17 protein-coding genes are annotated in these 17,025 nt (G+C 70.7%); 10 read left to right on the forward strand and 7 right to left on the reverse strand.

All coding sequences use genetic code 11. The annotated features are described in order from the left end of the window. Positions 1-42 precede the first annotated feature (42 nt). Positions 43-1,230 (forward strand): ABC transporter substrate-binding protein, encoded by a 1,188-nt coding sequence (locus DRV85_RS06150; RefSeq protein WP_233495413.1) that lies wholly within the window; start codon positions 43-45, stop codon positions 1,228-1,230. A gap of 43 nt (positions 1,231-1,273) precedes the next feature. Next, positions 1,274-2,959 (forward strand): thiamine pyrophosphate-requiring protein, encoded by a 1,686-nt coding sequence (locus DRV85_RS06155; RefSeq protein WP_113288565.1) that lies wholly within the window; start codon positions 1,274-1,276, stop codon positions 2,957-2,959. Positions 2,960-2,976: 17 nt separating this feature from the next. Here the strand turns inward: DRV85_RS06155 and DRV85_RS06160 are convergent, their stop codons facing one another. Next, complete coding sequence (locus DRV85_RS06160; protein WP_158540110.1) at positions 2,977-4,869, reverse strand: TRAP transporter permease; 1,893 nt, start codon at positions 4,867-4,869, stop codon at positions 2,977-2,979. A gap of 13 nt (positions 4,870-4,882) precedes the next feature. Then, positions 4,883-5,824: a TAXI family TRAP transporter solute-binding subunit gene (locus DRV85_RS06165; protein ID WP_113288567.1), complete on the reverse strand. Its 942-nt coding sequence runs from the start codon at positions 5,822-5,824 to the stop codon at positions 4,883-4,885. Positions 5,825-5,928: 104 nt separating this feature from the next. Between DRV85_RS06165 and DRV85_RS06170 the strand changes: the two genes are divergently transcribed. From DRV85_RS06170 to DRV85_RS06185, 4 genes are all read left to right on the forward strand, one after another. After that, positions 5,929-6,666, forward strand: a complete 738-nt coding sequence (locus DRV85_RS06170; RefSeq protein ID WP_158540111.1) for an SDR family NAD(P)-dependent oxidoreductase — start codon at positions 5,929-5,931, stop codon at positions 6,664-6,666. Further along, the gene (locus DRV85_RS06175; RefSeq protein WP_113288568.1) at positions 6,663-7,475 is read left to right on the forward strand and encodes an SDR family NAD(P)-dependent oxidoreductase; all 813 of its coding nucleotides are present in this window, start codon (positions 6,663-6,665) and stop codon (positions 7,473-7,475) included. Before DRV85_RS06170 ends, DRV85_RS06175 begins: the two co-directional genes overlap by 4 nt. 7 nt (positions 7,476-7,482) lie before the next feature. After that, entirely contained in the window at positions 7,483-8,331 is an 849-nt protein-coding gene (locus DRV85_RS06180) for an MBL fold metallo-hydrolase (RefSeq protein WP_113288569.1), read from the forward strand. Between the two features lie 64 nt (positions 8,332-8,395). After that, a complete protein-coding gene (locus DRV85_RS06185) occupies positions 8,396-8,866 on the forward strand; it encodes an acyl-CoA thioesterase (RefSeq protein WP_113288570.1) in 471 nt (156 codons plus the stop codon). A gap of 8 nt (positions 8,867-8,874) precedes the next feature. On the opposite strand, the gene dgcN is transcribed toward DRV85_RS06185, so the two are convergent. Both dgcN and DRV85_RS06195 read right to left on the reverse strand, forming a co-directional pair. Then, on the reverse strand, positions 8,875-9,876 hold the full coding sequence (gene dgcN, locus DRV85_RS06190; RefSeq protein ID WP_113288571.1) for an N-acetyltransferase DgcN: 1,002 nt from the start codon (positions 9,874-9,876) through the stop codon (positions 8,875-8,877). Between the two features lie 116 nt (positions 9,877-9,992). Then, a complete protein-coding gene (locus DRV85_RS06195; RefSeq protein ID WP_113288572.1) occupies positions 9,993-11,234 on the reverse strand; it encodes an MFS transporter in 1,242 nt (413 codons plus the stop codon). 162 nt (positions 11,235-11,396) lie between these two features. On the opposite strand from DRV85_RS06195, the gene DRV85_RS06200 reads away from it, so the two are divergent. Beyond that, positions 11,397-12,374 carry an HpcH/HpaI aldolase/citrate lyase family protein gene (locus DRV85_RS06200; RefSeq protein ID WP_113288573.1) on the forward strand — a complete coding sequence of 326 codons (978 nt, stop codon included), beginning with the start codon at positions 11,397-11,399 and terminating at the stop codon, positions 12,372-12,374. Between the two features lie 55 nt (positions 12,375-12,429). Here the strand turns inward: DRV85_RS06200 and DRV85_RS06205 are convergent, their stop codons facing one another. Both DRV85_RS06205 and DRV85_RS06210 read right to left on the reverse strand, forming a co-directional pair. Continuing rightward, a complete protein-coding gene (locus DRV85_RS06205; RefSeq protein WP_113288574.1) occupies positions 12,430-13,686 on the reverse strand; it encodes a M24 family metallopeptidase in 1,257 nt (418 codons plus the stop codon). A gap of 77 nt (positions 13,687-13,763) precedes the next feature. Next, positions 13,764-14,207 (reverse strand): Lrp/AsnC family transcriptional regulator, encoded by a 444-nt coding sequence (locus tag DRV85_RS06210; protein ID WP_113288575.1) that lies wholly within the window; start codon positions 14,205-14,207, stop codon positions 13,764-13,766. A gap of 81 nt (positions 14,208-14,288) precedes the next feature. Here DRV85_RS06210 and DRV85_RS06215 point away from each other — a divergent pair, with 81 nt between their 5' ends. Then, complete coding sequence (locus DRV85_RS06215) at positions 14,289-14,882, forward strand: LysE family translocator (protein WP_113288576.1); 594 nt, start codon at positions 14,289-14,291, stop codon at positions 14,880-14,882. Between the two features lie 89 nt (positions 14,883-14,971). Then, positions 14,972-15,934 (forward strand): acetyl-CoA carboxylase carboxyltransferase subunit alpha, encoded by a 963-nt coding sequence (locus DRV85_RS06220; protein ID WP_113288577.1) that lies wholly within the window; start codon positions 14,972-14,974, stop codon positions 15,932-15,934. A gap of 7 nt (positions 15,935-15,941) precedes the next feature. On the opposite strand, the gene DRV85_RS06225 is transcribed toward DRV85_RS06220, so the two are convergent. Then, the gene (locus DRV85_RS06225) at positions 15,942-16,466 is read right to left on the reverse strand and encodes a cytochrome b (RefSeq protein WP_113288578.1); all 525 of its coding nucleotides are present in this window, start codon (positions 16,464-16,466) and stop codon (positions 15,942-15,944) included. Between the two features lie 112 nt (positions 16,467-16,578). Between DRV85_RS06225 and DRV85_RS06230 the strand changes: the two genes are divergently transcribed. After that, entirely contained in the window at positions 16,579-17,025 is a 447-nt protein-coding gene (locus tag DRV85_RS06230; protein WP_113288579.1) for a MarR family winged helix-turn-helix transcriptional regulator, read from the forward strand.

A 17,025-nucleotide genomic window follows, 5' to 3' on the forward strand; every position in this document is an offset into this window, starting at 1 on the left:
GGACAATGACAAGAACCCAACAGTGGAGGCTGTGACATGAGGATGAAGACGACGCTCCTTGCCGCCTGCGCGGCGGCGATCTCCTGGGCCGGCGTGGCCGCGGCGCAGGAGACGCTCAAGCTCGGCCATATCGTGCCGCGCTCCGGCCCGCTGAAGGGGCCGGGCGAGCCCTCGATCGCCGCCATCGACATCGCGGTGGAAGAGATCAACGCCGCGGGCGGCGTGAACGGCAAGCCGCTCGAGATCGTGCGCTTCGACAGCGCCTCGGACCCCAAGCAGGCGGCCTTGGGGGCGCGCACGCTGGCCAAGGACGAGGGCGTGCTGGCGATCATCGGCCCCTTCTCGACCGGCGAGGCGGCGGTGGCCTTCAACGTGGCCGAGCGCGAGAAGCTGGTGATGATGTCCAACGCCTCCTCCGCGCCGGGGCTGACCGACGGCAAGGAATGGGCCTGGCGGATCACCGAGGACGAGGGCAAGCAGTTCACCCGTCTGCTCGAGACGCTGGAGAAGATGGACATCCCGCGCGCCTCGGCCGAGATCGTCTATGTCTCGGACGAGCGGATCGCCAACGTGGTGGGCACGCAGCTCTACCCTGCCCTGCTCGAGGCCTACGGCATCCCGCACGGCGAGCCGGTGGCGATCACCTACAAGAGCTTCGACCTCGCCCCGCAGATCGCGCCCGTGGTGCAGACGGACCCCGACCTCGTGGCGGTCGCGGGTCTGCCCGAGAACGCGGCCAAGACCATCCGCGAGCTCAAGCGGCAGGGCTTCGACGGCCGGATGATCGGCAGCCAGGTCTTCTCCGACCCCAACATCCTGGAGCTTTTCGGCGATCTGGCCGAGGGCACGACCTTCATGGCCGGCTTCCACAAGGACAGCTCGCCCGAGGCGGCCGAGTTCGACGCCAGGTTCATCGAGGCCACGGCCGAGATGGGCATCCGCAAGCTGGGCGCGCATCACTCCGACGCGCAGAGCTACGATGCCGTCCATCTCTTCGCCAAGGTGATGGAGGAACAGGGCATCACCGGCGATCCCGCGAAGCTGGAGGAAGAGCGCCTGGCTATCCGCGAGGGGCTGAAAGACGTCACCTTCTCGGGCGTGCTGGGCGAGAACCTGTGCTTCGCCGGTGGTGACGCGGAGCTGCCCGGCTATGTCATCACCATCGAGAACGGCGAGTGGAAGCTGATGGACAGCCACCCGGCCGATCCCTGCGACGACACCGCAAGCTGACGCATCGGGGACCGCGGCGCGCGCCGCGGTCCCGTCTTTTTCCATGACTGACGGTCCCCCCCTCATCGCCGCCGAGACCTATCTCTCGGCCATGGCCGATTTCGGCGTCGAGGTGATCTACGCCACCTCCGGCACCGATTTTCCCTCCATCGCCGAAGCCTACGGGCGCGCCCCGCAGCGCGGCTGGGACCTGCCCGAGGCGCTGGTCTGCCCGCACGAGAACCTCGCCGTGGCGATGGCGCATGGTCACGCGCTGGTCACCGGGACGCCGCAGGCGGTGATGGTGCATGTCTCGGTCGGCACCTCCAACATGGTCGCGGGCGCGATGAACGCCGCGCGCGACCAGGTGCCGATGCTGCTGACCGCCGGGCGCACGCCGGTCAGCGAGGACCCCGAGCCGCCCGGCAGCCGCTCGCGCTTCATCCACTGGGCGCAGGAGATGTTCGATCAGGCGAGCCAGCTGCGCGAGGCGGTGAAATGGGACTACGAGTTGCGCCGCGGCGATCAGGCCGAGGCGGCGCTCGCCCGCGCGCTGGAGGCCGCGCAGGCCCCGCCGCCCGGTCCCGTCTATCTCTCGCTGCCGCGCGAGGTGCTGGCGGAGGAGGTGCCGTCGCGCCCGCGCCGGCGGCCCACCCCGGTCGCGCCCCCTGCCCCGGATCCTGACGCCGTGGACCGGCTGGCCGGCGCGCTGCGCCGGGCCGATCTGCCGCTGCTGGTCACGCAGAACCTTGGCCGCGACCCGGCGGCGGTGGCGGCGCTGGAGGACCTGGCGGCGCGCTGGGCGCTGCCCGTGGTCCCCTTCAACGCCCGCAGCATGTGCTTTCCTTCCGACCACCCCATGCATCTGGGCCACGAACCGGGGGAGTTGCTGGGGGCCGCCGACCTGATCCTGACCGTGGCCTGCGACGTGCCCTGGATCCCGAAGGTCGCCGCGCCCGCGGCGGAGGTGACGCATTGGGAGATCGGGCTCGATCCGCTCTACCTCGGCTACCCGATGCGGAGCTTTCCGGCCGAGGGCGCGATTCAGGCGGCTCCCGCGGCGGTGCTGCGCGCGCTCATGGAGGCCGCGGGGCCGGTGGGCGACGCCGCCCCGCGGGTCGAGGCGCGGCGCTCGCGGCTTGCCGACCTGCGCGCCAGGCGCATTGCGGCGCTGGACGCGGCGGGCGCCGGGCCGGAACTCACCGCCGCCTCGGCCAGCCGCGCGCTCGCGGAATGCCTGCCGGCGGATGCAACCGTCACCAACGAATACACCTTCCAGATCCCGCAGGGGCGGTTCACCCGGCCCGGTTCGGTGCACGGTCTCAGCCCCGCGGGCGGGCTTGGCTGGGGCTTCGGCGCGGCGCTGGGGATGAAGAAGGGGGGTCTTACCGGCCCGGTCGTCGCGATGCTGGGCGACGGTGCCTACATGTTCAACAACCCCTCCGCCTGCCACTGGGCGGCAGAGGTGCATGGGCTGCCGGTGCTGGCGGTGATCTTCAACAACCGCCGCTGGGGGGCGGTGCGCAACTCGACGCTCGCGATGTATCCGCAGGGCGCCTCGGCGGCGGAGGACGGCATGTTCCTGGCCGATCTCTCCCCCTCGCTCGACCACGCCGCCATCGCCCGCGCGCACGGGGCCGAGGCCTGGGACGTCCGCAGTCTCGACGAGATCCCGGCGGCGATGGACGGCGCGCTTTCGGCGCTCGCCGGAGGGCGGCAGGCGCTGATCGCGCTGCATCTGCCGACGTAGCGGCTCGACCCAGGCCCCTACTCTGCTGCCGCCGAGGCCGTGCCCCGGTGCGCCATCACATGCGCGGCGATCAGCGCGGCCCCGGCGAGCGAGGCGGCGGCGGTCGCCACCGTCAGGACCGTGGTCGTATGCGGCAGGATCGCCAAGACGCCGAGCGCGCCGGCGATCCCGCGCTCGACCGGGGCGAGCCGCCGCCGCCCGTAGCCGGCGAGCGCGGCGGTCACCAGCGGGATCGCGACCAGCGTGCTCGCGGTGATGACGAGAATCTCCGCCCAGGTCCCCTGCATCAGCAGCCCCGGTTGATAGACGAAGACGAAGGGCAGGATGAAGGCGATCCAGCCGAAGCGCACCGACTCCACCGCCGTGCGCATCGCCGGGCCGCCCGCGACCGAGGCGGCGGCGAAGGAGGCAAGCGCCACGGGCGGCGAGATCATCGACAGAAGGCCGAAGTAGAGGACGAAGAAATGCGCCTCGATCCCGCCGATGCCAAGCTGCACCAGCGGCGGCGCGGCGAGCGTGGCGAGCAGCAGGTAGACGCCGGTGGTGGGCAGCCCCATGCCAAGGATGATCGACACCCCCGCCGTCAGCAGCAGGAGCAGCAGGAGCGAGCCCTTGCCCAGCTCCAGCAGCACGAAGGTCAGACCGAAGGACAGCCCCGAGGAGGACAGCAGCCCGATGATCATGCCGGCCACCGCGCAGATCAGCAGGATCTGGGTCGAGGCGGCGCCCGTCTCGACCACCGCGCGGGCGATGTCGCCGAAGCCGATGCGCCCGCGCCGACCGAGATCCAGAAGCCCCACGACGATCAGCACCCCGCTGGCCCAGACCACGGCCTTGCCCGCCGGCATGTTGAAGGCGAAGAGCCCGACCAGCAGCATCGCCATGGGCGCCAGCACGATCACGGTATGCGGCAGGATCTCGCCCCAGAGCTTCGCCGCGCTCTCGTCGCCCGTCCCAAGCGCGTCCCGCTCGGCGACGAGCGAGATCTGCAGGTAGACGGAATAGAAGTAGAGCGCGGCGGGGATGAGCGCCGCGAGGATGATCGCCTGGTAGGGCAGGCGCAGGAACTCCGCCATCAGGAAGGCCGCCGCCCCCATCACCGGCGGCATGATCTGCCCGCCGGTGGAGGCCACCGCCTCGATCGCGCCGGCCTTCTGCGGGGGAAAGCCCGCGCGCCGCATGGCGGGGATGGTGATGACGCCGGTGGACATGACGTTCGACACCGCCGAGCCCGAGATCGAGCCCATGAAACCCGAGGCGATCACCGCCATCTTGGCCGTGGCCCCGCGCCGCTCGCCCGCAAGCCTGCGCGCGGCGTCGGTCAGCACCTCCGCCCCGCCCGTGACCACCAGAAGCCGCCCGAAGAGGATGAACAGCACCACGATGAAGGCCGCCACCTGCAGGGGTGCGCCAAGGGTGGAATTCGAATCGGTGCCGATGAAGCGCAGGATGTCGGCGGGCGGGATCGGCCGCCCCTCCAGCCGCCCCGGCGCCATGTCGGAGAAGAGCGCGTAGAGCACCAGGAGCGCCAGGATCGCGATCAGGCTCCAGCCCGCGACGCGGCGCAGCGCCTCGATTCCCACGACGGCGACGCCGATACCCAGCGCGAGCGACTCCTCGGGGTGAAAGAAGGCGCCCTCCGACAGCACCGGAAAGCGCAGGTAGATGTGCGCGGCCACCCAAACCGAGGCGAGCAGCAGCAGCGCATCGAGCGCCCGCGCCGCGCCGGTCCGCTCGCCCAGGCCCTTCAGGAACACTCCCGCCGCGCCCAGCCCGAAGAGCACGCCCGCCACCTGCTCGGGGTAAAGCAGCATGCCCGCCATCTGCGGCAGGTCGAGCGCCCAGACGACAGGCAGAAGCGCCAGCGCGGCGCAGAGCGCCGCGTGGCTGCGGGCGACGGCGGGGGTCACGCGCGCCGCGCGGTCAGCTCGCCCCGACCGAGGCGTAGAAGTCCGCCGCCGCCGGGTGATACTCCAGCCCGATCTCCTTGCCGAGCGCACCCGGATCATATTCGGACCAGAGCGGGCTGGTGGCCTTCAGCGCCTCCTCGCTCTCATGCATGGCCTTCGCCACGGCGGTCACGATGTCGTCGGGCACGTCCTTGTGCGCGAAGAGCAGGTAGTCGTAGGCGAAGACGCGGGTGGGCGCGTCGAGGCCAGGCAGCTCCTCGCTGGCCTCGATCTCGCGCAGGTAGGTGCCGGGCAGCACCTCCTGGATCACCTCCGCCGCGTCCTCGGAGAAGGGGATGAACTGGATGTCGCCCAGCGCCGCCTCGAGGTCGTAGGTCGGCTGCGAGCCGATGGTGGCGATCGAAATGTCGGTCTGCCCCTGCTTGATCGCGTCGTACATGCGGGGGAAGTTGGCGATCGGCACCTCCGTCACGTCGTCGTAGGTCAGCCCGCCGGCGGCCAGGGCCATGCGGATGATGTAGTCGCCCAGCGAGCCGTCGGGGAAGCGCGGCACGTTCTTGCCGGCGATGTCCTCCATCCCCTCGATCCCCTGATCCTCGGCCGCCACGATGCCGGCCTGAAAGGGAAAGAGCGTGGCCACGATGCGCAGGTCGGGATTGGGCTGGTCGGACATGCCCGAGCCGTCGATCGCGTACCAGGTCTGCGGGTAGTTCGCGATGCCGAACTCGAGCCGCCCGGCGTTGACCAGCGGGATGTACTGCGAGGTATTGGCCGAGACCTGCGGGCGCACCTGCACCTCGCCGGCCGCCGAGACCACGTTGGAGATCGCGGTGCCGATCTGGCCGGTCGCACCGCCCTGCGTGGTGCCCAGCGCCACGGTCTGCGCGGCGGCCGGCGCGGCGAACGCCAGCGCCGCGATCACGCCGAAGGCCCCGTTCCGGAAGAATGCCGTCATTGTCCGATCCTCTCTGTTGCTGCGCGCGGCGTGTCCCGCCGCTTGTCATTCGTCTTGTCCTGATATCCTATACAGGAGATTTGTCCGGACAAGAGGAAAGGCGCATGACCTCTGACGGGAAGCGGATCGCGCTGCTGGGTGGCGCGGGTGGCATCGGGCGGGCACTCGCCGCACGCGCGCTGGACGAGGGCTGGGTGGTCACGGTGCTGGACCTGCCCCACTCGCTCGACCGGCACCCGGTGGCCCAGGGCATGCGCGCGCTGCCCGTGGACGTGACGGACGCCGACGGGCTTGCCGCCGCAATGGCGCAGGTCGGGCCGATGGAGGGCTTCGTGAACCTTGCCGGCTTTCACACCGGGGTGACGCCGCTGGAGGAAACGACGGCGGAGGAATTCGACGAGGTCATGGCCGGCAATTTCCGCGGCGCCTATCTCGCCGCGCGCGCCGCCCTGCCCGGCCTGCGCGCCGCGCGCGGCGCGATGGTCAACGTGGTCTCCGGCCTCGCGGCGCACGTTCGGCCGGGCTACGGCCTTTACGGCGCCAACAAGGCCGCGATGGTGCATCTGACCAAGACGCTGGCGCTGGAGGCCGCGCCGGAGGTGCGCGTCAACGCGGTGGGGCCCGCGGCGGTGGACACGGCCTTTCTGCGCGGCGGCACGGGGCGCTCGGACGAGGACGCGCCCACCTCGCTCGACGTCGACGCCTATGCGCGGATGACGCCTTTGGGCCGGCTCGCGCAACCCGCCGACGTGGTGGGCCCCATCCTGTTCCTGCTGGGGCCGGACAGCGCCTTCATGACGGGACAGGTGCTCTGGGTGAACGGCGGGGGATACATGCCATGAGCGACGCATCGCTGAAGGGCCGCGTGGTCCTGATCACCGGGGGATCGCGCGGACTGGGCCGAGAGATGGCGCTGGCGCTGGCCGAGGCGGGCGCGCGGCTCTGCATCACCGGGGCCTCCGCCACGCCGGAGCTCGACCGCACGGCGGAGGAGCTGGCCACGCTGACCGGCGCCGACAACGTGCTGGCCCATGCCTTCGACGTGGCCAACCCGCAGGCGGCGGAGGCCGCGGTCGCCGCCTGCGTCGGTCGCTTCGGGCGCATCGACGTGCTGGTGAACAACGCGGGCCGCGGCATGCGCCTGATCTCGGAGACCTTCAACACGACGCCCACGAAGTTCTGGGAGGCCGAGGCGGACGCCTGGCGCGCGATCGTGGAGACCAACGTGAATGGCCCATTTCTGATGGCGCGGGCGGCCGTGCCGCACATGATCGCGCAGGGTTTCGGCAAGATCGTCAACGTCTCGACCTCCGACCAGACCATGGTGCGCCGGGGCTATTCGCCCTACGGGCCGTCGAAGGCCTTTCTCGAGGCCGCCTCGCGCGTCTGGGCGCAGGACCTCGACGGCACGGGCGTGGACGTCAACGTGCTGCTGCCCGGTGGTGCCGCCGACACCGACCTTCTCCCCCCCTCGGCGGACAAGAAGGGCGCCGACGGCAACCTGTTGTCCCCTGCGGTGATGCGCGAGGCGATCCTCTGGCTCGCTTCCGACGCCTCGAACGGGGTGACGGGCGCGCGCTTCATCGGCCGGCTCTGGGACGGGCCGGAGGCCGCGCGCGACGCGCCTGTCGACAAGCCGAAGATCATGTGAGGACGCGATGACCCAGAGGCTCACGCTCGGCGCGCTGGAGGTTTCCGGGCTCACGGACCTCGCACGCTTCGACATTCCGCTTTCCGAGATCATGCCGGGCGCGGACCCTGCCGCGCTCGACGGGATCGACTGGATCGGGCCGGAGGTGCTCTCGGACGGCATCCTGCACATGGCCATGCGCGCGTGGCTTCTGCGGCTCGAGGGGCGGGTGATCCTGATCGACACCTGCGTCGGCGACGACAAGGATCGCCCCGCGCGCCCCGAGTGGCACCGGCGCCGCAGCGGCGCGCTTATCGCGGCGCTGGCGGCGGAAGGGCTGCGCCCCGACGACGTGGACGTGGTGATGTGCACCCATCTGCACGCCGACCACGTGGGCTGGAACACGGTGCGCGAGGACGGGCGCTGGGTGCCGACCTTCCCCGGCGCGCGTTACGTCTGCGGGCGCACGGAATACCGCCACTGGGACGGCGCCGCCGACGCGCACGGCGCCTTCGCCGACAGCGTGCTGCCGGTGATGGCGGCGGGCCGGATGGACCTTGTCGAGGATGGCTGGGAGCTGGCGCGTGGCCTGACGCTCGAGACAACGCCGGGCCACACCCCGGGGCACATGTGCATTCACGCCGACCACGGCGCGGGCGCGGTCTTCGCCGGCGACGCGATCCATTCGCCGGTGCAGCTCGCACGCCCCGACTGGGTGAGCGCCTTCTGCTCGGACGCCGAAGCGGCGCGGGCGAGCCGCCTGCGGCTGCTGGAGGAGCTGGCCGACAGCGGCCGCTGGCTGATCCCCGCGCATTTCCCCGATCCCGGCTGGATGCGCGTGGCCCGCGCGGGCCGCGCGTTCCGCCCCGCCGCCTGAGCCGCGGCTGGACATCGGGCCGCGAACCGCCTCTTGTGCGGCGGGCGCACGAAGGGAGGCAGCGATGAGCGACGGCAAGGACCGGGTCGAGGGGCAGTTCTTCAACACCGTGGACTGGCGCGTGGCCTGGGGGCACTGCGACCCCGCGGGCATCGTGTTCAACCCCCGCTTCATGGAGGTCTTCGACGACTGCACGGCGCGTCTGCTGGAAGCCGCCGCCGGGATGAACAAGCGCGATTTCCTCGCGGCGTATCAGGCGGCCGGCATTCCGCTGGTCGAGACGACGGCGCGCTTCCTGCGGCCGGTGACCTACGGCGACAGCTGCGCGATCACCAGCCATGCGGCCTGGCTCACGCGGTCGAGCTTCGGCGTGCGGCATGTTCTGCGGCTGCACGGCGAGGTGGCGGTCGAGGGCGAGGAGGTGCGGGTATGGACCGCGCGCGATGCCGAGGGGCGGATGCGCTCCGCCCCCCTGCCCGAGCCCTTGCGCGCCGCGCTGCTCGCGAGGCCCGCGGTCTGCCACCCCCCCGACTGAAGAGCGGTTCAGAGACCCGCGAGCGCGTCCACCAGCCGGCCGGCACCGTGGCGGAAGGGATCGACCGTCGGCAGACCCATCCGCGCCTCGACCTCGGCGCAGTAGCTCCTGGCCTCGTCCTCCGACAGATGCTGCGTGTTGACCGAGACGCCCACCACTTCGGCGCGATCATTCGCCACCCGCGCCATGGTCAGCGAGAGGTCGCGCAGCGCCTCGAGGCTCGGCACCGGGTGATCCGGCAGGCCGCGCAGATGCGGGCGCGTGGGCTCGTGGCAGAGCACCAGCGCATCCGGCGCGCCGCCGTGGATCAGCGCCAGCGTCACACCCGAATAGGAAATGTGAAAGAGGCTCCCCTGCCCCTCGATAACGTCCCAGTGATCCGGGTCGTTCTCGGGCGTCAGCCATTCGATGGAGCCGGCCATGAAGTCCGCCACAACGGCATCGAGCGGCACGCCGTCGCCGGTGATCAGGATGCCCGTCTGACCCGTGGCGCGGAAGCTGGACTTCATGCCCCGGTTCTTCATCTCAGCATCCATGGCGAGCGTGGTGTACATCTTGCCCACCGAACAGTCGGTGCCGACGGCCAGCAGGCGCTTGCCGGCGCGCGGCTTGCCGTCGGCAATCGGGTATTTCACGGAAGGCACGCGCACGTCGTGCAGCACCCGGCCGGTCGCCCGCGCCACCGCCGAGAGATCCTCCTCGTCGCGCAGCAGGTTGTGCAGGCCCGAGGCGAGGTCGAAGCCCTCCTCCAGCGCGGCCACGAGCACCTTCTTCCAGGCCGCCGAGATCACGCCGCCGCGATTCGCCACGCCGATGACCAGGGTCTTCGCGCCGGCGGCCTTCGCCTCGGCCAGCGTCATGTCCGGCAGGCCGAGGTCGGCCTTGCAGCCCTCCATCCGGTACTGGCCCACGGCGTTGTCGGGACGCCAGTCCCTGATCCCCTGCGCCACCTTCGCGGCGAGCGGGTCGGGCGCGTCGCCCAGAAAGAGCAGATAGGGTGTCTCGATCATCGCGGCCTCCGTCGTTGCGGCCGATCCTAACGGACGCTGCGGGAAATGCATCGCAAAGCTTCGGTGGCTGGGGCGGGATGCGCAAGATTCTCCCGCCTCGACCCGTGAACGCGGCATCATCGGGCGTCGCGGCGCTCTTCGGCTTCGATGGCCGCCTCGGTCTGCAGATAGCTCGTCTGCGGGCCGCCGAAGCCGCCGACGCGCTGCGCCTGGCCGGTCTCGGCCGGCGCCGCAGTGACCGCGCGCCGGGCCGCCGCCACCGCCGCGGTGCCGGCGAAGAGCGCCATGAGCAGCGCCGGGAAGCCCGCCGGCCCCGCGAGGTCCACTGCCGCAGGCCCGGCGAAGGCCCCGCCCAGCAGTCCCAGGTTCAGCGAAAAGGCCATCGCGCCACCCGCCGGCACGATCTGCGACGGCTTGAGCTGGTCGTTGGCATGGGCGAGGCAGACCGAATAGGTCGGCACGCAGACCGCCGCCGCGGCCGAAAGAAGCAGCAGCGCCGCCGAGGGTCCCGTCGGCACGGCGGCGGCGGCGAAAGCCGCGCCCGCCGCCGACAGCGCCAGCACCACCCAGCGCCGGTCGATCCGGTCGGAGATCCAGCCCACCGGGTATTGCGCGGCCGCGCCCACCAGGGTCATCGCCGAGACCAGCGTCGCGGCCACCGCCCGATCCACGCCGAGCTCCAGCATGTAGAGCGGCGCGGTGATGAAGAGCACCCCCATCGCCGCGCCATTGAGCACCGCACCGGAAATCGCCATGGGCGATATGCGGTAGAGCCGCGTCAGCGGCATCGGCTCGGCCCGGTCGTGCCGCGGCACGACGACGCGCGACAGCAGCAGCGGCACGACCGAGAGCGACACGAGGATCGACACGAGGCCGAAAAGGACCGCCTGACCAGCGCCGGGCCAGCCGACCAGCGCCGCCCCGGCCGCCGTGCCGCCCGACTGGAGCAGGAAATAGACCGAGAGCACCTGCGCGCGCTCGCGGTTCGCCGCCTGCGCGTTGAGCCAGCTCTCGGTGATGACGTAGAGGCCCGGAAAGCACACGCCGGCCAGAACGCGCATGGCGGTCCAGGTCGCCACGTCCTCGGTCAGCAGATGGACAATGGCGGTGATGGAGCAGATCGCGGCGAGCGCGGCGAAGGCGCGCACATGCCCCGCGCGTTCGATCAGCCGCGGCGCGAGGAGGGTGCCCGCCAGCGCACCCGCCGGGTAGCCCGCCTGCATCACGCCGATCGCGGTGGCGGAGAAGCCCAGTTCGTTGGCGCGCACGGTCAGCAGCGTGAGCAGAAGCCCGTTCGCCACCAGAAGCAGGCCGATCCCCAGAAAGAGCGCCCAGTTCGCCAGCACGATCCGTCGCATGACGTGCAGATAGGAGAGACCGTCGCCCGGTTGGGGAGGGCGCGCCCGCGCCAGAATGATGCCCTGCTGTGCCGCCGCGCGAAACTCTCTTGCGCGCAGGGGGCCGATCCACTAGCCCGCTCGGCGAGCCTTTCGCATCGAGGTCAGACGAGGGACACCCGCATGAGCTTCACCATCCCGCCCAGCCCCCCTGCGCGCCCCAACCGCTGCCAGCTCTTCGGCCCCGGCTCACGGCCGGAGCTCTTCGAGAAGATGGCCGCAAGCGACGCGGACGTCATCAACCTCGACCTCGAGGACTCGGTCGCGCCAGACGACAAGGACGCGGCGCGCAAGAACGTCGTGGCCGCGATCAACGACGTGGACTGGGGCAAGAAGACGCTTTCGGTGCGGATCAACGGGCTCGACACGCCCTACTGGTATCGCGATGTCGTGGACCTGCTGGAAGGCACGAAGGGCCGGCTCGACGCGATCATGATCCCCAAGGCGGGCTGCGCCGGCGACATCTATGCCGTCGATGCGCTGGTCTCGGCGGTCGAGGCTGCCACGGCCAAGGACAAGCGCATCGGCTTCGAGGCGATCATCGAGACGGCGGCGGGCCTCGCGCATGTCGAGGAGATCGCCGCGGCGAGCCCGCGGATGGAGTCGCTGCACCTCGGTCCCGCCGACTACGCCGCCTACATGGGGATGGCGACGACGCATATCGGCGGCACGCAGTCCAACTACTACATGCTCTCGCCGAAGGAGGCCGAGGGCGAGCGGCAGGTCCACTACGCCGACCCCTGGCACTATCCCATCGTCGCCATCGTCGCCGCCTGCCGCACCCACGGCCTGCTGCCGGTGGACGGCCCCTTCGGCGATTTCTCCGACCCCGACGGCTTCAAGGCGCAGGCGCTGCGCTCCGCCACACTGGGCTGCGTCGGCAAATGGGCGATCCACCCCAGCCAGGTGGCGCTCTCGAACGAGGTCTTCACCCCCTCGGACGCCGCCGTCGAGGACGCCCGCGCCATCATCGCCGCGATGGATCAGGCCAAGGCGGAAGGAAAGGGCGCGGTGACCTACAAGGGCAAGCTGATCGACATCGCCTCGATCAAGCAGGCCGAGGTGATCGTGAAGCAGGCCGAAATGATCGCGGCCCGGTAAGGGCGCATCGCACCGGCTTCGGAACGGGCGGCCCCAGGGGCCGCCCTTCTTCGTTTCAGCGCAGGAGATCCTCCTCGAACGGAAACTTCGAGAGCACCTCCACGCCCGTTTCGGTGATCAGCACCTGCTGCTCGAGCTTCACGCCTTCCGCGCCGCCCTCCTCGCCGATGTAGCTTTCGACACAGAGCGTCATGCCCGGCAGGATCTCGCCGTCGTAGCCCGCGTCGGGAAAATCGCCGCGGTGGTAGAGATAGGGGTATTCGCCCGTCATCCCGCAGCCGTGCGCGGAAAGGTAGTAGCGGTTGGCGTGGTATTTCGCGGGGATGTCCCAGGCGGCCTCGGCATAGTCGCGGAAACTCATTCCGGGGCGCAGGATGCCGATGTTGTGATGCACCTGCTCGTAGGCGGTCCGGTAGAGCTCGCGCTGCGCCGGCGTGGGCGCGTCCGGTCCCGCATGGAAGGTGCGCGAGAAATCGGAATAGTAGCCGTGGCACCCCACCACGTCGGTATCCAGCGCGATGAGCTCGTTGGGGCCGATCACGCTGTCGGATGTTTCCTGAAACCAGGGGTTGGTGCGCGGGCCCGCGTTGAGCAGCCGCGTCTCGATGTAGTCGCCGTTTCTGGCGATCACGGCCTGATGGAGCACCGACCAGAGTTCCGCCTCGGTCTGTCCGGGGCGGATCGCGGCGCGCAGGGCTGCCACGCCGTCTTCGGTGGCCCGCAACGAGGCACGCACGCATTTCAGCTCTTCGGGCGACTTGATGGCGCGGGCGCGTTCGACGGGTTCCTGCGCGTCCACGATCTCGAGCCCCTCGTCGCGCAGGGCGAGCGCAGCCCCGGCATTGAAGCGCTCGACGCCCACGGGGCCGTCATGCGCGCCCAGTTCACGGAGCAGTTCCGCGATCTCGGCCGCCCAGCTCTTCTCGCGCGCGGCGATCTCGGGGCCTGCGGCCACGTAGCTCGCCGTGCGCGCGGGCCGGACCTCGTCCACCGTCTCGAAGCCCTCCGCGAGGTGCTCGCAGCCGGTGAACTCGAAAAGGATCGCGCGATGCGCCGTCAGCACGAGATAGCGCGCGGGCGCGTTGCGCGCGGTGAAGATCTGCATGTTCCGCGTGCCGGTAGCGTAGCGGATGTTGACGGGATCCGACAGGATCAGCGCCCCGATCCCGCGCGCCGCCATCTCCGCGCGGACCCGCGCCTGCCGGTCGCGGCGCACGAAGGCGAGGTCGATGCCCCCGCTCTCGGGGGCGCGGTCGAGCCGCGCGAGATTGGAGAGCGCGCTGCGATCAGCGTGCCAGTCCAGCGTGGTCATCGGCGCCTCCTTCGGTCCCGAGGCTACTGCCGCGCGACGCGCCCTGCAATGCGCCGCGATCGGGGCGGCGGACGGGCTCAGCCGCGCATGTCCTTGGGCGAGCCGATCACCACGTAGCTGGTGATCGACTGCACCTGCGGCAGCGTGCCCAGCACCTCGGTGTGAAAGCGCTTGTAGGCCGCGAGATCGGCGGCCTCGACCCGCAACAGGTATTCCCGATCGCCGGTGATGTTGTGGCACTCGCGGACTTCGGGACTGGCGGCCACCGCGCGCTCGAAAGCCTCCTGCGCGTCCTTGGTGTGCCGTCCGAGACCCACCGTGACATAGGCGAGAAAGCCGACGCCCAGCTTCGCCGGATCCAGCACCGCGCGATAGCCGCGGATCACGCCCGCCTTCTCCAGCGCCGCGACGCGGCGCAGGCAGGCCGAGGGCGAGAGGCCCACCCGCTCGGCCAGCGCCAGATTGCTGATCCGACCCTCACGGGACAGGACGTGCAATATGTGATCGTCGACGGCGTCCATGATCCGGATTTATTGCGCACGCGCGACCATGGCACAACAATTCGCAATCTCCGGCCCTGCGCCAGGCGCGATGCTGCAGGCATGACAAGCGACCTGCTTCTCGCCCTCACGGGCTTCGCGCTCGTCGCCTCGATCACGCCGGGGCCGAACAACCTGATGCTGATGGCCTCGGGGGCGAATTTCGGGCTCAGGCGCACGCTTCCGCACATGCTGGGCATCAGCGCGGGCTTCGTGGTGATGGTGACGCTCGTCGGGCTGGGAGTCATGCGGCTCTTCGATGCCTGGCCCGCCGCGCAGAGCCTGCTCACCGCGGCGGGCGCGCTCTATCTGGGGTGGCTCGCCTGGCGGATCGCCCGCGCGGCCCCGCCCGAGGCCGGGGGCCCGCGCGGGCGCCCTTTCACCTTCCTGCAGGCCGCGGCCTTCCAGTGGGTGAACCCAAAGGCCTGGACCATGGCGCTCACGGCGGTGACGCTCTACGCGCCCGACCGCGGCCTCGGCGCGGTGCTGGCGGTCGCGGCGATCTTCGGCGCGGTGAACCTGCCCTCGGTGAGCCTCTGGGCGGTGATGGGCGTGCATCTCGGCCGCTGGCTGCACGCGCCCGGCCGGTTGCGGGCCTTCAACCTGACGATGGCGGCGCTTCTGCTCGCCTCGCTCTGGCCCGCGCTCGCGGGATAAGGGCGAAGAGGCCCGTCAGGGCCGATGAGCCCCTGTTGCATCCGCGACGGGCCGCCGTCATATACCCGCGAGGCAAGGACGGGCGGCCCATGACGATCTATCTCGACTTCGAAAAGCCGCTGGCCGAGCTCGAGGGCAAGGCCGAGGAACTCCGCGCCATGGCGCGATCGGGCGAGGGCGTGGACCTCGAGGAGGAGGCCGCCGCGCTCGACGGCAAGGCCGCCGCGATGCTCGCCCAGCTCTACAAGGATCTCACGCCCTGGCGGAAGACGCAGGTCGCGCGGCACCCGCAGCGGCCGCACTGCATCGACTACGTCGAGGCGCTCTTTTCCGAGTTCACGCCGCTCGCCGGGGACCGCAACTTCGCCGAGGATCAGGCGGTGATCGGCGGGCTGGCGCGCTTCGACGACCGCCCCGTCATGGTGATCGGCCACGAGAAGGGACACGACACCCAGACCCGGCTCGAGCGCAATTTCGGCATGGCGCGCCCCGAAGGCTACCGCAAGGCGATCCGGCTGATGCAGATGGCCGACCGCTTCGGCCTGCCGGTGATCACGCTGGTGGATACGCCGGGCGCCTATCCGGGCAAGGGCGCCGAAGAACGCGGCCAGTCAGAGGCGATCGCGCGCTCGACCGAGACCTGCCTCGGCCTCGGCGTGCCGCTGGTTTCGGTCATCATCGGCGAGGGGGGCTCCGGCGGAGCGGTCGCCTTCGCCACGGCGAACCGCGTGGCGATGCTGGAGCATTCGATCTATTCGGTGATCTCGCCCGAGGGCTGCGCCTCGATCCTGTGGAAGGACGCCGAGAAGATGCGCGAGGCCGCCGAGGCGCTGCGGCTCACCGCGCAGGATCTCAAGAAGCTGGGCGTCATCGACCGGATCGTGCCCGAACCGCTGGGCGGCGCCCACCGCGATGCGGAGGCGACCATCGGCGCGGTCGGAGAGGCCCTGGGCGCCATGCTCGGCGAGCTCGGCGGGCAGTCGCGCGACAAGCTGCGCGCGGATCGCCGGCAGAAGTTCCTCGACATGGGGACGAAGGGCCTCGCCGCCTGAGCGCAGGTCAGTCCCGGCGGAAGCTCATCCGCCGCATGAGCCGGTCGCGCCGCACCAGCTGGTGATAAAGCGCCGCACCGACGTGGCCGGCGATCAGCAGCGCCAGAGCGAGCGCGAAAAGTCCGTGCCCGGCCCGCGGCGTGAGCGTGTCGAGCTCCGGAACGGGTCCGGGCGCGCCGCCGAAGACGATCGCGCCGAGATCCGCCTCGAGCGCCATCGCGATCCCCGAAGCGGCGAGCCCGAAGACCAGCGCGTAGAACAGCCAGTGCAGCCAGGGCGCGACCTGGTTCAGCGCCTCGTTTCCGATGTCGGCGGGCTCGGGGTGCGGCGTGCGCAGCCGGACGATCAGGCGCACCACCATAAGCGCGAGGATCGCGAGGCCGAAGATCATGTGCAGCCGCAGCACGCCGATCTTGTCCGGTGACTCTTCGGGGATGGGATCGAGGCTGAAGGCGCCGCCGATCAGGGCGCCCAGGATCATCAGCGCGAGCAGCCAATGCAGCGCGACGAGGGCTGGATGGTATCGGGTCATTGCCGGAGCTTCCGTGCGTGTCCTGGTCGAGTCGGCCAAATGATAGCGGGTGGCTGAATCTATTGAAATTGCAATATTTGCAAATGCACTATTTTGCGACTAGGCTCTGCGAATGAGCGACACGGGGTTCGGCGCGACGCGAAGATCCAGCATCGGCTGGCTTGTCCAGCGCGTTGCCGCGGCCGCGGAACGCGAGATGGCCGCGCGGCTCGAACCGCTCGGGTTGAGCGTGCTGCAGTTCGCGGTGCTCGTCGCCGTGCTCGAGCGGCCGGGCGCCAGCCAGGCCGAGATCGGCGCGCGCTTCGGACAGCCGGCCTATGCGATCAGCCGGGCGCTCGATTCCCTGGAGACGGCGGGCCTCGTCGAGCGCCGCCCCGACCCGCGCTCGCGTCGCGCGAAGGGCGTGCATCCGACCGAAGCCGCGCGCGCCCGCGCGCCGGAGCTGCAAACCATCGTCGCGGAGACGAACGCCGCGCTTACTGCCCCGCTCGGGGCCGACGAACGCCAGGCGCTCGCAGAGCTTCTGCGACGCATCCTGCCCGACGCCGACCGCGACTAG

The organism is Rhodosalinus halophilus, assembly GCF_003298775.1.
Taxonomy (GTDB): Bacteria; Pseudomonadota; Alphaproteobacteria; order Rhodobacterales; family Rhodobacteraceae; genus Rhodosalinus; species Rhodosalinus halophilus.

Bases quoted from the DNA above. Each gene is read 5' to 3' on its own strand.
- DRV85_RS06150 (WP_233495413.1), top strand. From the start codon at position 43: ATGAAGACGACGCTCCTTGCCGCCTGCGCGGCGGCGATCTCCTGGGCC.
- DRV85_RS06155 (WP_113288565.1), top strand. From the start codon at position 1,274: ATGACTGACGGTCCCCCCCTCATCGCCGCCGAGACCTATCTCTCGGCC.
- DRV85_RS06165 (WP_113288567.1), bottom strand. From the start codon at position 5,824: ATGACGGCATTCTTCCGGAACGGGGCCTTCGGCGTGATCGCGGCGCTG.
- DRV85_RS06170 (WP_158540111.1), top strand. From the start codon at position 5,929: ATGACCTCTGACGGGAAGCGGATCGCGCTGCTGGGTGGCGCGGGTGGC.
- DRV85_RS06175 (WP_113288568.1), top strand. From the start codon at position 6,663: ATGAGCGACGCATCGCTGAAGGGCCGCGTGGTCCTGATCACCGGGGGA.
- DRV85_RS06180 (WP_113288569.1), top strand. From the start codon at position 7,483: ATGACCCAGAGGCTCACGCTCGGCGCGCTGGAGGTTTCCGGGCTCACG.
- DRV85_RS06185 (WP_113288570.1), top strand. From the start codon at position 8,396: ATGAGCGACGGCAAGGACCGGGTCGAGGGGCAGTTCTTCAACACCGTG.
- dgcN (WP_113288571.1), bottom strand. From the start codon at position 9,876: ATGATCGAGACACCCTATCTGCTCTTTCTGGGCGACGCGCCCGACCCG.
- DRV85_RS06195 (WP_113288572.1), bottom strand. From the start codon at position 11,234: ATGCGACGGATCGTGCTGGCGAACTGGGCGCTCTTTCTGGGGATCGGC.
- DRV85_RS06200 (WP_113288573.1), top strand. From the start codon at position 11,397: ATGAGCTTCACCATCCCGCCCAGCCCCCCTGCGCGCCCCAACCGCTGC.
- DRV85_RS06205 (WP_113288574.1), bottom strand. From the start codon at position 13,686: ATGACCACGCTGGACTGGCACGCTGATCGCAGCGCGCTCTCCAATCTC.
- DRV85_RS06210 (WP_113288575.1), bottom strand. From the start codon at position 14,207: ATGGACGCCGTCGACGATCACATATTGCACGTCCTGTCCCGTGAGGGT.
- DRV85_RS06215 (WP_113288576.1), top strand. From the start codon at position 14,289: ATGACAAGCGACCTGCTTCTCGCCCTCACGGGCTTCGCGCTCGTCGCC.
- DRV85_RS06220 (WP_113288577.1), top strand. From the start codon at position 14,972: ATGACGATCTATCTCGACTTCGAAAAGCCGCTGGCCGAGCTCGAGGGC.
- DRV85_RS06225 (WP_113288578.1), bottom strand. From the start codon at position 16,466: ATGACCCGATACCATCCAGCCCTCGTCGCGCTGCATTGGCTGCTCGCG.
- DRV85_RS06230 (WP_113288579.1), top strand. From the start codon at position 16,579: ATGAGCGACACGGGGTTCGGCGCGACGCGAAGATCCAGCATCGGCTGG.